Origin of the sequence: Falsochrobactrum shanghaiense (assembly GCF_003149535.1) — a bacterium.
GTDB lineage: Bacteria > Pseudomonadota > Alphaproteobacteria > Rhizobiales > Rhizobiaceae > Brucella > Brucella shanghaiense.
On sequence record NZ_QGDB01000003.1, the window covers coordinates 518,790 to 536,548 of the forward strand.

Here is a 17,759-nt window from a genome sequence, read left to right on the forward strand (position 1 = left end):
TGGCGGGCTTTTCTTTTCGGGTCGCCTTGTATCAGGCCATATGGGCCAGCACCGCCAGCAGCAGAAGCGCTACAATATTGGTGATCTTGATTGCCGGATTGACCGCAGGGCCAGCCGTATCCTTATAGGGATCGCCCACCGTGTCACCCGTCACCGAAGCCTTGTGCGCTTCCGAACCCTTCATGTGCTTCACACCGTCCGTATCGGTAAAGCCATCCTCAAAGCTCTTCTTGGCATTATCCCAGGCACCGCCGCCCGATGTCATCGAAATCGCCACAAAGAGCCCATTGACGATAACACCAAGAAGCGACGCGCCAAGAGCCGCGAAGGCCGCAGCCTTGGAGCCGGAAAGCAGCAATACGCCAAAATAGACCACGATCGGCGCCAGCACCGGCAAAAGCGAGGGGATAATCATTTCGCGGATCGCCGCTCTGGTCAGAAGATCGACCGCGCGCGCATAGTCGGGGCGTTCCGTTCCGGCCATGATGCCGGGCTTTTCACGAAACTGCCGTCGCACTTCCTGCACCACCGCGCCACCCGCGCGCCCCACGGCGGTCATCGCCATTCCGCCGAAAAGATAGGGGATCAGGCCGCCGAAGATAAGACCTGCAACCACATAGGGGTTGGACAGCTCGAATGAAACCGGCCCCATATCGGCGAAATAGGGATAGGTCTGGCCGTTGGCGGCAAAATAGGACAGGTCGTTGGAATAGGCCGCAAACAGAACCAATGCACCCAGTCCCGCCGATCCGATGGCATAGCCCTTGGTAACGGCCTTGGTCGTGTTGCCCACGGCATCGAGCGCATCGGTCGACTTGCGCACTTCAGGATCGAGACCCGCCATTTCGGCGATGCCGCCCGCATTATCGGTCACAGGGCCGAAAGCATCGAGCGCCACGATCATGCCCGCAATGCCCAGCATGGCGGTAACGGCGATTGCGGTGCCGAAAAGGCCCGCAAGCTGATAGGTGCTGATGATGCCGCCGATGATGACGATGGCAGGCAGAGCGGTTGATTCGAGCGATACCGCCAGCCCTTGAATGACGTTGGTGCCATGCCCCGTCACCGAGGCTTGTGCAATGGAATTGACCGGGCGCTTGTTCGTCCCGGTGTAATATTCGGTAATCACCACGATCAGCCCGGTGACGATCAGGCCGATCAGGCCGCATATGAAAAGATTGGTGCCGGTGATGGCCTGTCCTGAAACCGTTCCGATCTCTCCCCAGCCAATCGTCAGCATATTGGCAACGGCAATGCCCACGATGGACAAAAGGCCGGTCGCAATCAGGCCCTTATAGAGCGCGCCCATAATGGAGCCATTGACGCCCAGCTTGACGAAGAACGTGCCGACGATGGATGTGAGCACGCAGGCTCCGCAAATTACCAGCGGGTAAAGCATGACGCTGGAAAGCATATCCGATCCGCTGAAGAAGATCGCGCCCAGCACCATGGTTGCAACCACAGTCACGGCATAGGTTTCAAACAGATCCGCCGCCATGCCTGCGCAGTCGCCGACATTGTCGCCGACATTATCGGCAATCGTGGCCGGATTGCGCGGGTCATCCTCGGGGATGCCGGCCTCGACCTTGCCGACCAGATCGCCGCCGACATCCGCACCCTTGGTAAAGATGCCGCCGCCCAGTCGCGCAAAGATCGAAATGAGTGAAGCCCCGAAGCCGAGCGCCACCAATGCGTCGATCACGATGCGGTCCGATGGCGCATAACCAAGCCAGACGGTAAGCACCAGATAATAAACGGATACGCCCAGCAGCGCGAGCCCGGCCACAAGCAGGCCGGTGATCGCGCCAGAGCGAAAGGCCAGTTCAAGCCCGCCCGCAAGGCTGAGCGAGGCCGCCTGCGCCGTGCGCACATTGGCGCGCACCGAGACATGCATGCCGATGAAACCCGTCAGGCCGGACAAGACCGCGCCGATGAGAAAACCTATTGCCGCCGTAAGCGACAGCAGATACCAGACCGCCGCAAATACTACGATGCCAACAAGGGCGATGGTGGAATATTGCCGGGCGAGATAGGCTTGCGCGCCTTCGCGAATAGCACCGGCGATTTCCTGCATACGCTGCGTCCCCTGATCGGCCGCGAGGATCGAACGGGTCGCCCAGATGGCGAAAAGTACAGACAGCAGTCCGCAGGCGACAACGAGATAAAGTACTGCCACTCCAGTTTGCATGTAGGCCAACTCCCATTGAGCTTGCACCAGCCACTGGCAGACCGCATTGCGATTGCCAGCACGCTTGGCGCATGAAAGGCCCGAAAACCCCTCCCCGGGCCGAAATGAGCGGCATGGAAGTGCCTGAAGCCAAACATCTCAACCGGGCTTCGTCGGTCTATTCTGTTTCTGGAAACCATCGCCGGAAATCAACATATTGGCGAGGCTTCCGCATTTCAGCATTCTCTATGCCGCGCGCTCAAGATGCGGAACGGTTCAACAAAGGTCAAGCTGTTCTTTGCCAGCGTAATAGGCGGCTGATCCCGCACATAGGCCCGCTGAAATAAAAAGGCTGCGATTTCTCGCAGCCCTTCATGTTTCAGGTCGGCAACAGCCATTATCTGCCATGCGGCCTTGCACCGCGGCTTTCACCCCGAAGCTGGAAAGCAAGCCGATCCAGCACCGCATTGACGAGCTTCGGCTCGTCTTCGGTATAAAACGCCTTGGCAATATCCACATATTCCGAAACGATGACCGCCGTGGGCACGTCCTTGCGGGTTTTCAGCTCCCAGGTTCCCGCGCGCAGGATGGCGCGCAAGGTGGAATCGAGCCGTGACAGCGGCCAGTCTTCCGTCAGCGCCAGATGAATCATCGGATCAAGCGTCAATTGATTATCGACCACACCGGCAACAATGGCACGAAACCATTGCGGATCGGCATCGAGATATTGCGTTCCGTCCACTTCCTTGCCCAGTCGATGCGCTTCATATTCGGCCACGACTTCCATGACGCCAGTACCCGCCACATCCATCTGGTAAAGCGCCTGCACAGCTGCCAGGCGGGCAACGCCGCGCTTGTTGGCAGAGCGTGGAGTGGTGGGCGTGGAGCGGCCTTCGGACGACGAATTCATAATATCAGGCTCCAAATTTCTTGCGCAGGCCAATCATGGTCAGCGCCGCGCGGGCAGCAAAGCCGCCCTTGTCCTTGTCTTCGCGACGCGCGCGAACCCAGGCCTGTTCCTCATTTTCGACCGTCAGAATACCATTGCCGATAGCAAGGCTTTCTTCGACGGCCAGATCGGTCAGCGCGCGGCAGGATTCATTGGCGACAATATCAAAATGATAGGTTTCGCCGCGAATAACGGTGCCAAGAGCGACAAAGCCGTCATATTCCGTCCCGCCATTGTCAGCGCCGTCCAGTGCAAAAGAAATGACTGCCGGAACCTCCAGCGCTCCGGGGACCGTCACGATGTCATAAGTCGCCCCTGCCTCATCAAGAGCAGCCTTTGTGCCGTCCAGAAGCGCATCGGCGAGATCATCGTAGAAACGCGCTTCGATAATAAGCATATGCGGCGAATGCGCCTCGTGCTGCGACATGAGAGACTCCATGACAGAATTCGCTGACTGCAAATAACAGTCAACGCTAAAACGGGGAATAAACTTAGGGACTGTAGGCTCTAAGCCTATTTCCGGTATTGCGCAAGCCTTGCTGCGTATCGGGCCAGCTGATCGATCTCGATATTGACCTTATCGCCTGCCCTGCGCTCGCCCCAGGTGGTCACTTCCAGCGAATGACGAATGAGCAGGACGTCGAATTCATTGCCGTTTACGCCGTTGACCGTCAGTGATGTGCCGTCGAGCGCAACCGAACCCTTCTGTGCGATGAAAGGCGCGAGTTCCTGCGGCGCGCGCAGGGTAAAGCGCACAGCATCGCCCTCGTCCTTGCGGCTGACGATCTCCGCCTGCCCGTCGACATGGCCCGATACCAGATGCCCGCCCATTTCATCGCCCAGCTTCAACGAGCGTTCGAGATTAATGCGCGTTGCGTTCTGCCAGCGGGAAATCGTGGTCAACCGAAGGGCTTCTTCCCATGCCTCGACCTCGAACCAGCGCGCATTCGTGCCTTTTTCCGGCAGCGCCACGACGGTAAGGCAGACACCGGAACAGGCAATCGATGCGCCCAGTTCAATGGTTTCGGGATCGTAGGCGGTCTCGATACGCAGCAGCACACCTTCGTTCAGAGGCTTGATCCGCTCGATCCTGCCAATATCGGTAACAATCCCTGTAAACATCAAATCTTCCTTACATATTCGGAACAGGTGTCATCGCCATAACGCGTCTCGCGCAGCAATGAGAATTCTTCGGCGATATGGGGTTCAAGCCCGCCAACAGCAATCCCGTCCTTTTCTCCGATCTCGCGCGGCGACCGGAAGATGACGAGACGATCCACGAGTCCTTCCTGCAGAAAGCTGCTGGCAATTCCTGCCCCGCCTTCAACAAGAACAGAAGAAATCCCTTGCGCCGCAAGGTCGTCCATCAGTTCCGGCAGGGCAATTTTTCCCTCATCGCTTTCGGTCGCGATAATGCGGCAACCGGCAGCCTGCAATCCTTCGCGCTTTTGCTGCGCTGCACCTTCAGTGCAGGCAAGCCACAGGGGCGAAGCCTGCGCCGTGCGCACAAGCCTTGATTCCAGCGGCAGGCGCAATGAACCATCAAGCACGATGCGAACCGGCGAGCGCTGGGCAAGACCCGGCAAGCGGCAATCGAGCAATGGATCGTCCGCCAATGCAGTTTCAATGCCGATGAGGATGACATCGCTTTGCGCGCGCAGAATATGCGACTGCGCACGCGAGACAGGACCGCTGATCGCCAGCTGTCCTTCACCCCTTTTTCCGATCATCCCATCGGAAGAAAGCGCAAGCTTCAGAATCACTTCCGGGCGTTTCTTAGAAGATCGATTCAGATAGCCCCGAAGGTCGTCCGCAGCCTGCGCGGAAAGCACACCCGGCACGACTTCAATGCCCGCCGCGCGCAATATGGCGAAGCCCTTTCCGCTCACCCGTTCGTCGGGGTCGGTCGCGGCAACGACGACACGGGCGACGCCTGCCCGCACCAGGGCTTCCGCGCAGGGCGGCGTGCGGCCGTGATGGGCGCAAGGCTCCAGCGAGACATAGGCTGTCGCGCCGCGTGCCGCCTCGCCCGCTTCGGCCAGCGCCTGCGGCTCCGCATGCGGCCTGCCGCCAAGTGCCGTGACGCCCCGCCCGACAATAATTCCATCCTTGACGATCAGCGTGCCGACAGAAGGGTTGGTGCCGGTGAGGCCCTTGTTGCAGCGGGCAAGACGGATGACCGCCTCCATATAGCGGCGGTCGGCGGCGGTCGGTTCTGTTTGCGGAAATTCCAAGCCGCTCATCTTCACCCGTCCAGATCGCTGTCCGTCTCATCGACGGTCAGCTCGTCGATAACATTATGGAAATCAATGGCCTGGCTGAAATTGCGATAGACGGAGGCAAACCGGATATAGGCAATATCGTCGATGCCCTTGAGCGCGTCCATGGCAAGACGGCCGATTTCATCGGAAGCGACTTCACTCTCGCCCGAACTTTCCAGCTGGCGAACAATACCGGAAATGGCGCGCTCCACGCGCTCGGCATCCACATCGCGCTTGCGCAGCGCCACATCGATAGACCGGGTCAGCTTGTCGCGGTCAAAGGGCACACGGCGTCCGCTCTTCTTGATCACCATGATCTCGCGAAGCTGCACACGCTCGAAAGTGGTAAAACGCCCGCCGCAAACCGAACAGACACGGCGCCTGCGAATAACGGCACCATCTTCCGCAGGCCGGGAATCTTTCACCTGCGTATCTTCATACTGGCAATAGGGACAACGCATGGAACTCTTTCAACTCGAATGTTTGCGCAGGTATCAAACTATGGCGGAAAAGCCGTCATTTATGTGGTGTTGCGACCTGCTGAAAAGCAAGTCCGTCATCAACGGCGACTGATTCTCGCAAATGATAACGTATCCGCGTCGCCGCGCCTAATAAAGCCGCAACGAAAAAGCCCCGCTCAACAGGGTTGAACGGGGCTAAATCAAGAAGCATCATCGGGCTTGTCGCGGTTCCTGTTTAAACGGAATCGCCGGAAACGCTCTATCCCTGATAGCCATACATCGGGAAGCGGTCGGTCAGGGCGATAACCTTTTCCTTTACCGCCTGTTCAACGGCTGCATTGCCTTCATCCGAATTGGCCACTTTCAGGCCATCAAGAACTTCGGCGATCAGCGAGCCGATTTCCTTGAATTCGGCCACACCGAAGCCGCGCGTCGTACCGGCTGGCGTGCCAAGACGAATGCCGGAAGTGACAAAAGGCTTTTCGGGGTCGAAGGGAATGCCGTTCTTGTTGCAGGTGATATTGGCGCGGCCAAGCGCCGTCTCAGCGCGCTTGCCCGTCGCATTCTTCGGACGAAGATCGACCAGCATCAGGTGGTTGTCGGTGCCGCCCGAAACAATATCGAGACCCTGCGACTTGAGTTCTTCTGCAAGTGCGCGCGCATTATCGACGACATTCTTGGCATAAAGCTTGAATTCGGGCTTGAGCGCCTCTGCGAAAGCCACGGCCTTGCCGGCGATGACATGCATCAGCGGACCGCCCTGCAAGCCGGGGAAGACCGCCGAATTGATCTTCTTGGCAATATCCGCATCATTGGTGAGGATCATGCCGCCGCGCGGGCCGCGCAGCGATTTGTGCGTCGTGGTGGTGCAGACATGCGCATGCGGAACCGGCGAAGGATGCACGCCACCGGCCACCAGACCGGCGATATGCGCCATATCGACCATGAGATAAGCGCCGACTTCGTCAGCAATCTCACGAAAACGCTTCCAGTCCCAGATGCGCGAATAGGCCGTGCCGCCTGCGAGAATGAGCTTGGGCTTGTTTTCGCGGGCAAGACGGGCAACCTCGTCCATATCGATGAGATGGTCGTCCTCGCGTACGCCGTAAGATACGACATTGAACCATTTGCCCGACATGTTGACGGGCGAGCCATGCGTCAGGTGGCCACCGGAATTCAGGTCAAGCCCCATGAAGGTGTCGCCCGGCTGCAGGAGCGCGAGGAACACGGCCTGATTCATCTGGCTGCCGGAATTGGGCTGAACATTGGCGAATTCCGCACCGAAAAGCTTCTTGGCGCGTTCGATCGCCAGTTCCTCGACCACGTCGACGAATTGGCAGCCGCCGTAATAGCGCTTGCCGGGATAGCCTTCCGCATATTTGTTGGTGAGAATGGAGCCCTGAGCCTCGAGAACTGCGCGGGAAACGATGTTCTCCGAAGCGATCAGTTCGATTTCGTGGCGTTGGCGTCCGAGTTCGTTGCGGATCGCGCCGAAAATATCGGCATCGATTTCCTCAAGGCTTGCATTGAAGAAACTATCCGAAACGGAATTCGTAGCGGCATTGGCTTGCGACATGTTCATACCCTCCGGTGAGCCGGTCAAAGCTATATGGTCGAGGCGCATTATCACATTTCATCGACCGAGGCCAATGGCCGCAAAGCGAAAAGCATATGCCAAAATACGGCAGCGCGTCGCTCTCGACGCAATGATGCGACGGGTTCTTGCGTTACGCGCGGCTTTTAACGCTGGATCAGGTGTCGGTGCCAAGCGCCAATGCGGTTGCGCCGTCCATCTTGTAGATGTCGTCGCGGAACTGCACGACGCCATCTCCCGTCGCCCAGGCAGAGATATAGACAAAATGCAGCGGCACCGGATCGGCAACCTGAATGGGCGTGTTGGTGCCGGACTTGATGGTGTTCTCGATATTCTGGCGGTCCCAGCCCGGCGTGTTCTTCAACAGCCAGACATCGAGATCGCGCACGTTCTGCACGCGGACGCAACCTGACGAGTCAAAGCGCATGAGCTTGTTGAAATAGCTTTGCTGCGGCGTATCGTGCATATAGACCGCGTGCTGGTTATGGAAATTGATCTTGGTCGATGACATTGCATTGATCTTGCCGGGGTCCTGCCGGAACATCAGCTTGACTGCATCGTCCGTGTTCCAGTCCACGCTTTCGGGCGCCACTTCCTGCCCCTGCTGGTTATAGAGACGGATCTTGTTGTTGGCGAGATATTGCGGATCCTTGCGCATCAACGGAATGATGTCCTTCTGGATGATCGACTTGGGCGCCGTCCAGTAAGGATTGAGAATGACTTCATGAATCTTCGAATTGAGGAGCGGCGTCTGCCGGTCGATCTTGCCGACAACGGCGGTGTGACGCGAGGCAATGCTGCCGCCTTCAACCGCCTCGATGCGGGCAGCAGGGATATTGACCATGACAAAACGGTGCTCGGACTGGGTCGTGCCCGCAAGCTGCGACAGGCGCTGCAAATTGGTGTGCAACTGGCCCAGCCGCGTGTTGGCGTCCACATTCATTGCCGCATAGGTGAACTGGCCCATTACGCCATCGGCAGGCAGGCCATGACGCGCCTGAAAGCGCTTGACCGCCGTATCCACATAGGTATCGAAGGCAGTCGAGCCGCCCGCTTCGCGCGCAAGGTCGCCGGAAACGATAAGGCGCTGGCGCAAGACCGTAACCGCGGGATCATTCATGCCCAGCCGTAGCTTGGCATTGCCCGGAACGGAAGGCCAGCCGCCGCGTCCTGCAATATCGGTATATTGTGCGATGGAGGATTGAAGACTGGCGACCGTCTGCTGGCTTAAAACGGGCTGGTTCGTCGCGACCGCCGGACGGCCGGTTGCCCGAGCATCGAACTGGTCGGCCCAATTGCCCCGGCGCGGCGCGGCCAGAATATCCGTCAGCGCCTGCTGCTGGGCAAACGCGGAAGAGGCAAGACCTGAAGCGGCCAGAGAAAGACCTGCCGTTGCCATGCCACGAAGAAAGCTGCGGCGGTCCACGTTCAAAGCTTCGGCATACTTGTCAGTTCTGGCCATTTTTTCGTTCCCAAAAAGCAAAGTAATCGCGCAAATGCATTATAGCCGCGACCCAAGCACAGCCTGATTTTCTTATCCGGGTTTTTATGGCTTATTCATGTCGCCCACCCCATTTCAAGGGAGAAGCTATCTTCATTTACGCAATTTGCGGCCATGATGGTCAAAACGAATCAAAAGTGATCATTCTGCAACATGCCGCTCTCGCCAATTACAGGCGATAAGCAATCGTATCGTTCCAGAAACGGTCGAGGCGCTGCAATGAGCGGTTCATCGCCGAAAATTCCTCGACCTGAATGCCGCCAACCTGCTCGATGGAAGCGATGTGACGCTGATAGAGGGCCGCGACCTGATCGGCGATCTCATTGCCTCTGTCGGTAAGGCTGATGCGCACGGAACGGCGGTCCGCCTGCGAGCGCTGATGATGAATGAAGCCCATCTCGACCAGTTTCTTGAGATTATAAGAAACGTTCGAGCCAAGATAATAGCCGCGCGAACGCAATTCGCCCGCAGTCAATTCGGAGTTGCCGATGTTGAACAGCAAAAGGGCCTGCGTGGCGTTAATATCGCTCTGTCCGCTACGATCGAACTCGTCCTTGACGACGTCAAGCAGGCGGCGATGCAGGCGCTCAACCAATTGCAGGGATTCAAGATAAAGCGTGTGAAGGGCGGCATGAGGGTTACGAAGTGAAGGGGACGCTGCCGCCCTGTACTGTGCGTTGTTCATTTTTGCCTCTCTGTCGAAACAACCCTGCAATGAGGCTGTTTTCTTTAACCTGTTTTGGCGGTGTATTTTCTCACCGTTCTGAGAGGACTTTAGGCGACAGGCATAAAATTCGACTTAAAAGTCAGACTTAACAGTAACTTACCGAAGGGTTTGATGTTTCAGGCTTAATGTTTGCTTACCGGCGCCCTATCGGGCAACGATCAGTCGACGGCGCTTGCGCGTGACTGGCGCCTTTTTTCCAGAAACAGCAATATTCGGAAAACGCCATAGATAATGATGCAAATCACATTGAACGCGACGGTCCAGGGCTTGTGTTCGAAATGGTCCGAGAAAACCGAATAGATCATAATTTCGCCAATCGCGGCCACGAACCACACGACCGCCCCCCAGGGCGCGCGCATCCAAAGCCCGGTCGCTGCGACAGGCATCAGCAATGCCAGCGCAACGGTGGCCGTCTGCCACATCCACGGCATCAGATCGAAGCGCCACAACAAACCCGGATAAATACCGATCAGCCTTATCCAGTAATAGACCCCGCTGGCCAGTGCGACGAGCGCGACTGCCCGAATGAACCACACGAAGGACCATTCCGTGCCGCTCATTTTTATATGCTGCTGCAATTCATCCTGGCGCATTAAAAGCTCAGTTCCCTCTCGCCCATATTTGCAAAATAGGCATCCACAGCTTCAGCCGTCACCGCATCGGGCGATGAAGGCTGCCAGACCGGTGCGCCATCCTTGTCGATAAGAACGGCGCGTATGCCTTCATAAAAATCATGACCTTCGATCATGCGCGATGCGATGCGATATTCCATCCGCATACAATCATCGAGGTCAAGCGAGCCCCCTTGCGCGATCTGGCGGAATGTCACCGCAAGACTGGTCGGCGAACGGGTTGCAAGAACCGTCAGTATATCGGTGGCGGGCTTGCTGCCCTTGTCGGCAAGCCCGCGCAGCGTGGCAAGACATTCATCCAGCGTCGCATGGGCAAAGCATTCAGCAATCACCTGCCGGGCTTGCGGCGCGGTTTCAAAATCGGGATACTGGCTGCGCGCCGCCAGAGCGTCGAAATTGGCCGCGGCAATGAGATCCTCGCGCACATCCTCAAGATCGCTCACGGCAACGGCATGGGTCGCTATACCGCTTTGCAGGCAATCCCCCCAGCGGATTCGATTTCCGGTCAGGGCCAGATAATATCCGAAATTATCATGCAGATGCGGAAGAAAAGCGCTGCCGCCCACGTCCGGAAAAAAGCCTATTGCGGTTTCCGGCATTGCGAAAAGCGTATTCTCGGTCACGATCCGGTGCGATCCATGCACGGAAATTCCCGCACCCCCACCCATGACGATACCATCGAGCAGTGAAATATAAGGCTTGGAAAAACGTCCTATGCGCGCATTGATGCGATATTCATCACGAAAAAAATCATAATTAGGCGCTCCTTCCCGCCCTGCCTTATAGGCCGCAACCACGTCGCCGCCCGCACAAAAGGCGCGGCCCTCGCCTTCGACGATCACACAAGCCACCGCAGGATCGGCTTCCCAGGCGTCAAGCGCCCGGTGGAGAGCCAGAATCATATTATGCGTGAGAGCGTTAAGCGCGGATGCACGCGTCAGCCGAACCAGACCAGCCCGGCCCTTGCGTTCAAAGCTGATTTCGCTGCCGCCGCCAAAATCAATCTGCATATTGTCTCTCCCTTTTATGAAAGGCGTAGAAACTGAAAGCCGCCGCGTCAATCCTGCACAGGCCAATGCGCTTGGTTTCACCACTTTTACCGTGATAAACCATCCCTATCTGATAACAAGCTTTCGAACCGATGGATTCCCAAGCATTCTTTGTCGGGAAGTTTTCATGAACAATCACCTGCCCAAACTGTCCTCCGCCAATATCACGGCTCATATCGACGATGTGACCGGCAGCAGACGCCTGCGCCGCATGCGCAAGGCCAGTTGGTCGCGCAGGCTGGTGCAGGAGACGCGGCTGAGCGTCGACAATCTCATCCTGCCTTTCTTCCTTACCTATGGAGAAGGTGTGAGCGAGCCGGTCGATGCCATGCCCGGCGTCGAGCGTCATTCCGTCGACATGGCGGTGCGTCTGGCAGAAAAAGCGGCAAAGCTCGGCATTCCGGCGGTTGCCCCCTTCCCGCGCGAGAGAGCCGAAGTGAAGACCGATGACGGCTCCTTCGTGGCCAGCCCCGACAATCTCATCAACCGCGCCGTGCGCGCCATCAAGAAGGAAGTGCCGGAAATCGGCATCATCACCGATGCCGCACTCGATCCCTTCACCACGCATGGCCATGACGGCATCCTGCGCGACGGCGAAATCATCAATGATGAATCGGTCGCCATGATCGTGCGCGGGGCGCTGTCGCAGGCGGAAGCGGGGGCGGACATCATCGCACCGTCCGACATGATGGACGGACGCATCGGCGCCATCCGCCGGGCATTGGACGAGAATGGCTTCAGCCATGTCGCGATCATGTCCTATGCAACCAAATTCGCCTCCGCTTTTTACGGCCCCTATCGCGATGCCATCGGCACGCTGGGCGTGCTGAAAGGGGACAAAAAGACCTATTATCTCGATCCTGCCAATTCGGACGAGGCTTTGCGCGAAGCCGAACAGGATGTGATCGAGGGCGCGGACATGCTGATGGTCAAGCCCGGCATGCCCTATCTCGACATCATTCACCGGCTCAAAGACACGTTCCGCCTGCCGACCTTCGCCTATCAGGTGTCAGGAGAATACGCGATGATCAAGGCTGCGGGGATCAATGGCTGGATCGATGAAGAAAAGGTCATGATGGAAGGTCTGACTGCTTTCAAACGCGCTGGCTGTGACGGCATATTGACCTATTTTGCACTGGAAGCCGCGCAAAAGTTGCAAAACCAAGGCTGATTGCAGGGAGCAAGCGGCTCTCCTCACAATATTTCCTTGAAATGGCCGATATTTATCACCACTTTGAACCCCGCTTGGCAAAAGACTGAGCGGGATGGATCATATTATCCGTCGCTTTTTAATACTGGAAAGAAACATGTCCGACCAAATTTTTAACGGCGATATATTGACACCGCGTTACGAGAGCCGCGCGTTTTTTGAAGGCGTGCGTACACGTCGTATCATGGCTTTTTTGATCGATTACCTGATCGTTTTTATACTTTGCATTCCCGTGGCCATCCTGATCGCCCTGTTCGGCGTTATCACGCTCGGACTAGGATGGATGCTCTATGCCATCATGTTCCCGGTCGTGGCGCTGTGTTATATAGCGCGCACCATGGGCGGCCCAAGGCAGGCCACGATGGGCATGCAGATGATGAACATCAAGCTCGTCAAGCTTGAAGGCGGCAGGGTGGATTCTATGCTCGCCATCGTTCATTCGGTGCTGTTCTGGGGTCTGAATGCCATATTGACGCCGCTGATTCTGCTGGCGACACTGGTTCTTGACCGCAAACGCACGGTCCATGACCTCCTTCTTGGCACCGCGGTGGTCCGCTCGGATCGCTAAATGGACAAGCAGACCGCGTAAACCATGCTTTCATCACGGTTTCAGGGTCGATGGGAAAATTGCCTATTGACCTTTCATGCTGCCAGTCCGATTCTGGCAGTTACCGTGATGGTTCGGGTATTGCCGTTTCGTGGATATTAAATGACCCATCAGCCGCAGCAATCGCCGCAATTCTTTCTCACCGCCCCCTCGCCCTGCCCCTATCTGGACGGGCAGATGGAGCGCAAGGTCTTTACCCATCTCGTTGGCGACAAGGCAACCGAGATCAATGATCTGCTGACGCAAGGCGGTTTTCGCCGCTCGCAGAATATCGCCTACCGGCCTGCCTGCGAAGCCTGCCGGGCCTGCGTTTCCGTTCGCATTCTCGCCGACGAATTCAAAATGAACCGGACCATGCGCAGGGTCTGGAACCATAATCGCGACCTGATCGGGCGTGTTCACAAACCTCAGCCCAGCACAGAGCAATATGCGCTGTTTCGCGAATATCTCGACGCCCGGCACCATTCGGGCGGCATGTCCGACATGACGGTTCTCGACTATGCGATGATGGTTGAGGACACCCATGTAACCACACAGATCATCGAATATCGCAAACGCGGGGCGGACAGCTTTATCGACCCGAAAGGCGATGGCGAACTGGTGGCTGTCGCGCTGACCGATGTCATGGCCGACGGGCTTTCAATGGTTTATTCCTTCTTCTCACCGCAGGTGGAAGACCGTTCATTGGGGACTTTCATGATCCTCGATCATATTCAGCGCGCATGCGCTGCCGGCCTGCCGCATGTCTATCTGGGCTATTGGGTCGAAGGCTCACGCAAGATGCAGTACAAGACGCGCTTCAAGCCGCAGGAGCAGCTTGGACCGCGCGGCTGGCAACGTTTTGAAGGCTGAAAGGCCCGCCCTCAAAACTTGCCTGAACGCGGGAAACCCTTCGGGACTGTGCGCCCTGCGGAAGCGCGCGCGCCGATCCATTCGATGAGTTCTTCCTTGTTGCGCGTGAAGGTCCGTTCGGCTGAATCCTGCCATGTAAGCCCCTCGGCAATCGCAAATGTGCGAATGTCGGAGACCCCGCCATCCTTGTATTTTTGCAGCCGCACGCCCTTGCCGCGCGTCATTTCCGGAATATCGGAAAGCGGGAAGACGAGCATCTTCCGGTTTTCACCGACAACGGCAACATGATCGCCCGAAACACGCAGGCAAAGCTTGGCTTCATCAGGTGCCTTCACATTCATCACCTGCTTGCCCTTGCGGGTATTGGCGACCGCTTCGCTTTCGGCGACGATGAAACCATTGCCCTCGTGGCTGACGAGCAGCAGTTTCGCTGCCGGGTCGTGCACAAAGGCCGTCAGAATATCCTGATCATTCTCCATATCGACCAGAATGCGGACAGGCTCACCATGGCCGCGCCCGCCGGGCAGCGTGTTTGCGCCAATGGTGAAGAATTTTCCGCCTGTGGTGAAGAACAGCAATTTGTCGGTTGTTTCGGCATGGAAGGCCAGCCTGAGTTTGTCGCCTTCCTTAAAGGAAAGCGTCGAGAAATCGGCCAGATGGCCCTTCATGGCTCGCAACCAGCCCTTTTCGGAAACAACAATCGTGACCGGCTCGCGCTCGATCATCGCCTGATGGATTTCCTCAAGATCGCGGCTGGATGCCTGCCCGAAGGTGGTGCGGCGCTTGCCAAGCGCGCTTTCAGGGCCGAATTTCTCGCGCACCGCCTTGATCTCGGCGCTGATCTTTTTCCACTGGCGGGTGCCGGAAGCAAGCAGCGCCTCAAGTTCGCCCTTCTCTGCGGTCAGCGTGTCGAATTCCTTGCGGATTTCAAATTCTTCAAGCTTGCGTAATGACCGCAAGCGCATGTTGAGAATGGCTTCCGCCTGAACATCGGTCAGATCGAAGGTCCGTATCAGTTCCTGCTTCGGCTCATCCTCCTGCCGGATGATGCGGATGACTTCATCGAGATTGAGATAGGCCTTGAGGAAGCCGCTGAGGATTTCCAGCCGTTTTTCGATTTCAGCCAGCCGGAATTCAGCCCGGCGAACCAGAACCTCCTTGCGGTGCTCCAGCCATTCGCGCAAGACGCCGCCCAGCGAAAGCACATTGGGCACCTTGCCATGCGAGAGCACATTCATATTGAGCGAAATGCGGCTTTCCAGCTCGGTCAGCTTGAAAAGCGATTCCATCAGCAATTCAGGATCGACGCTGCGATTCTTCGGTTCAAGGACGATGCGGATGTCTTCCGCCGATTCATCGCGAATATCATCGAGCAGCGGCAGCTTTTTTGCCAGGAGCAGTTCGGCGATCTTCTCGATCAGGCGCGATTTCTGCACCTGATAGGGAATTTCAGTGACGACGATCACCCAGGTGCCGCGCGTGCCCTCTTCCTTGTGCCAGCGTGCCCGCACACGAAATGATCCGCGCCCGGTGCGGTAAGCCTCGACAATATTGGCATGGTCTTCGACCATGACGCCGCCAGTCGGAAAATCGGGACCGCGCACCTTGCATTTGAGCAAAGCCGCAGGGTCGGTTTGCGCCTCGCGCCTGAGTTCTTCCCATTGCTCCGGCGAGGTGATCAATTCTTCGACCGGCGCATCGGGATGATTGATCAGATAAAGGGCTGCTGTGCACAGCTCCGCCAGATTATGCGGCGGAATATTCGTCGCCATGCCGACCGCAATGCCAGCCGAACCATTGGCAAGCAGATTGGGAAAAGCGCCGGGAAGCACGATGGGTTCTTCGTCTTCCTCATTATAGGTCGGGCGAAAATCGATGGCGTTTTCGGTGATGCCTTCCAGAAGCAGCGTCGCGACGTCCGTCATGCGCGCTTCGGTGTAACGCATCGCGGCGGCATTATCGCCGTCGATATTGCCGAAATTGCCCTGCCCGTCGACCAGCGGATAACGCACGGCGAAATCCTGCGCCAGACGCACCAGCGCATCATAGATGGAGGCATCGCCATGCGGATGGAACTTGCCCATCACGTCACCGACGATACGGGCGCATTTTGCATAGGCCTGATCGGGATTAAGGCGCAAAAGCCGCATTGTATGCATGATGCGCCGGTGCACCGGCTTCAGCCCGTCACGCACATCGGGCAGCGCACGATGCATGATCGTGGAAAGCGCATAAGCAAGGTAGCGCTCTTCGAGGGCGGATTTGAGATCCACCCGTTCGATGTGCTCTTCGCCGTCACCCGGCGGAATCAGACTTTTTCCCATAGTTCTCAGTATCAATTGCGCGATTCGTCAGCAAGTGGCGATGAGAACCAATCCAGTACATTTGTCGCAAATATGCCGCCATTTCACATCTATAGATGTTTAGCGGTGTTTTCTTCGCGGCAAGCATGGCACAAACGAAGCTGGCGGTTTTCCATTCGGAAAGGTTTTTGAAAGCTCTCGTCGCTTACGAACTATTCAGGAGTCCTGAAATGCAGGTTTTCGTCTTTACCAGCCACCCGGCGCGTCTTTTCGCCGCCAGCACGGCCCTGTCACTCGTTATGGGCTGCGCGGCGATGGCGGCAGATGCCAATGCCGTCGCCGAGCGCATCAAGTCGCTCTACGCAAAGCAGGGCGGCGTGTTGAGCTTCTCCAATGTACAGGCCAGCGGCTCCGACATCGTCCTTGAAGGCACCACGATCAAGCTGCCGAGCATTTCCGGCAAGGAAACGAGTATCGGCGATGTGAGGCTTGAAAACGTTCAGGACACGGCGGAAGGCGGCTATGAGGTCGAAAGAGTAACCATCCCCGATATGGATTTTCCCGCACACGGAGCTGCGAAAAACGCTCAGGCCGCTTTCAAGGGCATGGTGATGGAGAATCTGATCATTCCGCCGGAGGCAGCAAGCAGCCCTCTCGACCAGATGGTTCTTTATGAGCGGATGACGGTCAACGAGATCACATTTAGCACGCCCGGCACGCAAGGCGCGACGCTCAAGGATATGGAGGTCACGCTCGATACCTCCAACAAGACCGAAAAGATGGATTATACATGGTCGATCGCCAATATCGACGCCACATTCGAGAAAGGCGGCAAGAACCCGCTGGCGCCGCTCAATATAAATAGCTTCAACGGATCGCTCAATTCAAGAGGCTCCTGGCTGCCGCAGTCCGGCGACATGATAATGGAGCAGTTTGAAATCAATGCGGAGGAACTGGGCAGGATCAATATTACCGGCACGATTGGCGGTTACGACCTTGCCTTCCTGAAAGCGGTTCAGGACACGCAAAAGGTTATGAGCGAAGCGGATGCGGACAGGGAAGCGGCAAAGCTTGCGGCTTTAAATCTTGCACAGCAATTGAGCGTTCGGAATCTGACCATTCGTTTCGATGATAATTCCCTGACGCAAAAACTGCTTGAATATTATGCGAAGCAGCAGGGTTCCGACGCGCAAATGCTCGGCACGCAAATAAAAATGCTGGTGCCCTTGATGGCGACGCAACTCAAGAACCCGGAATTCGCCCAGCAACTGGCAGCGGCAGCGGACAAATATTTCTCCGACCCAAAATCCCTGACCCTCACCGCTTCACCGGATCAGCCGGTTAATTTCGCGTCCATCGCTGCGACGGCCTCACTGGACCCGACGAAACTCATCCAGCTTTTAAAAGTCAGCATTTCCGCCAATGATTAAAAAACAGGCCATCATG

General features: G+C 57.0%; 18 protein-coding genes. 4 read left to right on the forward strand and 14 right to left on the reverse strand.

Annotated elements, in window-relative coordinates:
* Positions 1–31 precede the first annotated feature (31 nt).
* The 13 genes from DKP76_RS10250 to DKP76_RS10300 all read right to left on the reverse strand — a co-directional run bounded on the left by DKP76_RS10250 (position 32) and on the right by DKP76_RS10300 (position 11,302).
* Positions 32–2,188, reverse strand: coding sequence for a sodium-translocating pyrophosphatase (locus DKP76_RS10250; RefSeq protein ID WP_109706328.1), 2,157 nt, complete (start codon positions 2,186–2,188; stop codon positions 32–34).
* 215 nt (positions 2,189–2,403) lie between these two features.
* Positions 2,404–2,565 (reverse strand): hypothetical protein, encoded by a 162-nt coding sequence (locus DKP76_RS19185; RefSeq protein ID WP_158279431.1) that lies wholly within the window; start codon positions 2,563–2,565, stop codon positions 2,404–2,406.
* Entirely contained in the window at positions 2,565–3,077 is a 513-nt protein-coding gene (gene nusB, locus DKP76_RS10255; protein WP_109706329.1) for a transcription antitermination factor NusB, read from the reverse strand. The genes DKP76_RS19185 and nusB overlap by 1 nt, the downstream gene beginning before the upstream one ends.
* Before the next feature lie 4 nt (positions 3,078–3,081).
* The gene (gene ribH / locus DKP76_RS10260; RefSeq protein WP_109706330.1) at positions 3,082–3,543 is read right to left on the reverse strand and encodes a 6,7-dimethyl-8-ribityllumazine synthase; all 462 of its coding nucleotides are present in this window, start codon (positions 3,541–3,543) and stop codon (positions 3,082–3,084) included.
* Positions 3,544–3,629: 86 nt separating this feature from the next.
* Positions 3,630–4,238 (reverse strand): riboflavin synthase, encoded by a 609-nt coding sequence (locus DKP76_RS10265; protein ID WP_109706331.1) that lies wholly within the window; start codon positions 4,236–4,238, stop codon positions 3,630–3,632.
* Entirely contained in the window at positions 4,238–5,359 is a 1,122-nt protein-coding gene (gene ribD, locus DKP76_RS10270) for a bifunctional diaminohydroxyphosphoribosylaminopyrimidine deaminase/5-amino-6-(5-phosphoribosylamino)uracil reductase RibD (protein WP_109706332.1), read from the reverse strand. The genes DKP76_RS10265 and ribD overlap by 1 nt, the downstream gene beginning before the upstream one ends.
* Positions 5,360–5,361: 2 nt before the next feature.
* Positions 5,362–5,838 carry a transcriptional regulator NrdR gene (gene nrdR, locus DKP76_RS10275; protein WP_109706333.1) on the reverse strand — a complete coding sequence of 159 codons (477 nt, stop codon included), beginning with the start codon at positions 5,836–5,838 and terminating at the stop codon, positions 5,362–5,364.
* A 55-nt stretch (positions 5,839–5,893) separates the two neighbouring features.
* The gene (locus DKP76_RS19190; protein WP_158279432.1) at positions 5,894–6,052 is read right to left on the reverse strand and encodes a hypothetical protein; all 159 of its coding nucleotides are present in this window, start codon (positions 6,050–6,052) and stop codon (positions 5,894–5,896) included.
* 45 nt (positions 6,053–6,097) lie between these two features.
* A complete protein-coding gene (gene glyA, locus DKP76_RS10280; protein WP_109706576.1) occupies positions 6,098–7,414 on the reverse strand; it encodes a serine hydroxymethyltransferase in 1,317 nt (438 codons plus the stop codon).
* A gap of 175 nt (positions 7,415–7,589) precedes the next feature.
* On the reverse strand, positions 7,590–8,894 hold the full coding sequence (locus tag DKP76_RS10285; RefSeq protein ID WP_109706334.1) for a L,D-transpeptidase family protein: 1,305 nt from the start codon (positions 8,892–8,894) through the stop codon (positions 7,590–7,592).
* 208 nt (positions 8,895–9,102) lie between these two features.
* Complete coding sequence (ldtR, locus tag DKP76_RS10290) at positions 9,103–9,618, reverse strand: transcriptional regulator LdtR (protein WP_109706335.1); 516 nt, start codon at positions 9,616–9,618, stop codon at positions 9,103–9,105.
* A 200-nt stretch (positions 9,619–9,818) separates the two neighbouring features.
* Entirely contained in the window at positions 9,819–10,253 is a 435-nt protein-coding gene (locus DKP76_RS10295) for a DUF6163 family protein (RefSeq protein ID WP_109706336.1), read from the reverse strand.
* Complete coding sequence (locus tag DKP76_RS10300; RefSeq protein ID WP_109706337.1) at positions 10,253–11,302, reverse strand: enoyl-CoA hydratase/isomerase family protein; 1,050 nt, start codon at positions 11,300–11,302, stop codon at positions 10,253–10,255. Before DKP76_RS10300 ends, DKP76_RS10295 begins: the two co-directional genes overlap by 1 nt.
* 166 nt (positions 11,303–11,468) lie before the next feature.
* Here DKP76_RS10300 and hemB point away from each other — a divergent pair, with 166 nt between their 5' ends.
* The 3 genes from hemB (at position 11,469) to DKP76_RS10315 (ending at position 14,010) form a co-directional block, all read left to right on the forward strand.
* Complete coding sequence (gene hemB / locus DKP76_RS10305; RefSeq protein WP_109706577.1) at positions 11,469–12,512, forward strand: porphobilinogen synthase; 1,044 nt, start codon at positions 11,469–11,471, stop codon at positions 12,510–12,512.
* Between the two features lie 136 nt (positions 12,513–12,648).
* Entirely contained in the window at positions 12,649–13,119 is a 471-nt protein-coding gene (locus DKP76_RS10310) for an RDD family protein (RefSeq protein WP_109706338.1), read from the forward strand.
* Positions 13,120–13,260: 141 nt separating this feature from the next.
* Positions 13,261–14,010, forward strand: a complete 750-nt coding sequence (locus DKP76_RS10315; protein WP_109706339.1) for an arginyltransferase — start codon at positions 13,261–13,263, stop codon at positions 14,008–14,010.
* An 11-nt stretch (positions 14,011–14,021) separates the two neighbouring features.
* Here the strand turns inward: DKP76_RS10315 and DKP76_RS10320 are convergent, their stop codons facing one another.
* Positions 14,022–16,334 (reverse strand): DNA topoisomerase IV subunit A, encoded by a 2,313-nt coding sequence (locus tag DKP76_RS10320; RefSeq protein WP_109706340.1) that lies wholly within the window; start codon positions 16,332–16,334, stop codon positions 14,022–14,024.
* Between the two features lie 209 nt (positions 16,335–16,543).
* On the opposite strand from DKP76_RS10320, the gene DKP76_RS10325 reads away from it, so the two are divergent.
* A complete protein-coding gene (locus tag DKP76_RS10325) occupies positions 16,544–17,743 on the forward strand; it encodes a hypothetical protein (protein WP_109706579.1) in 1,200 nt (399 codons plus the stop codon).
* Positions 17,744–17,759 lie beyond the last annotated feature (16 nt).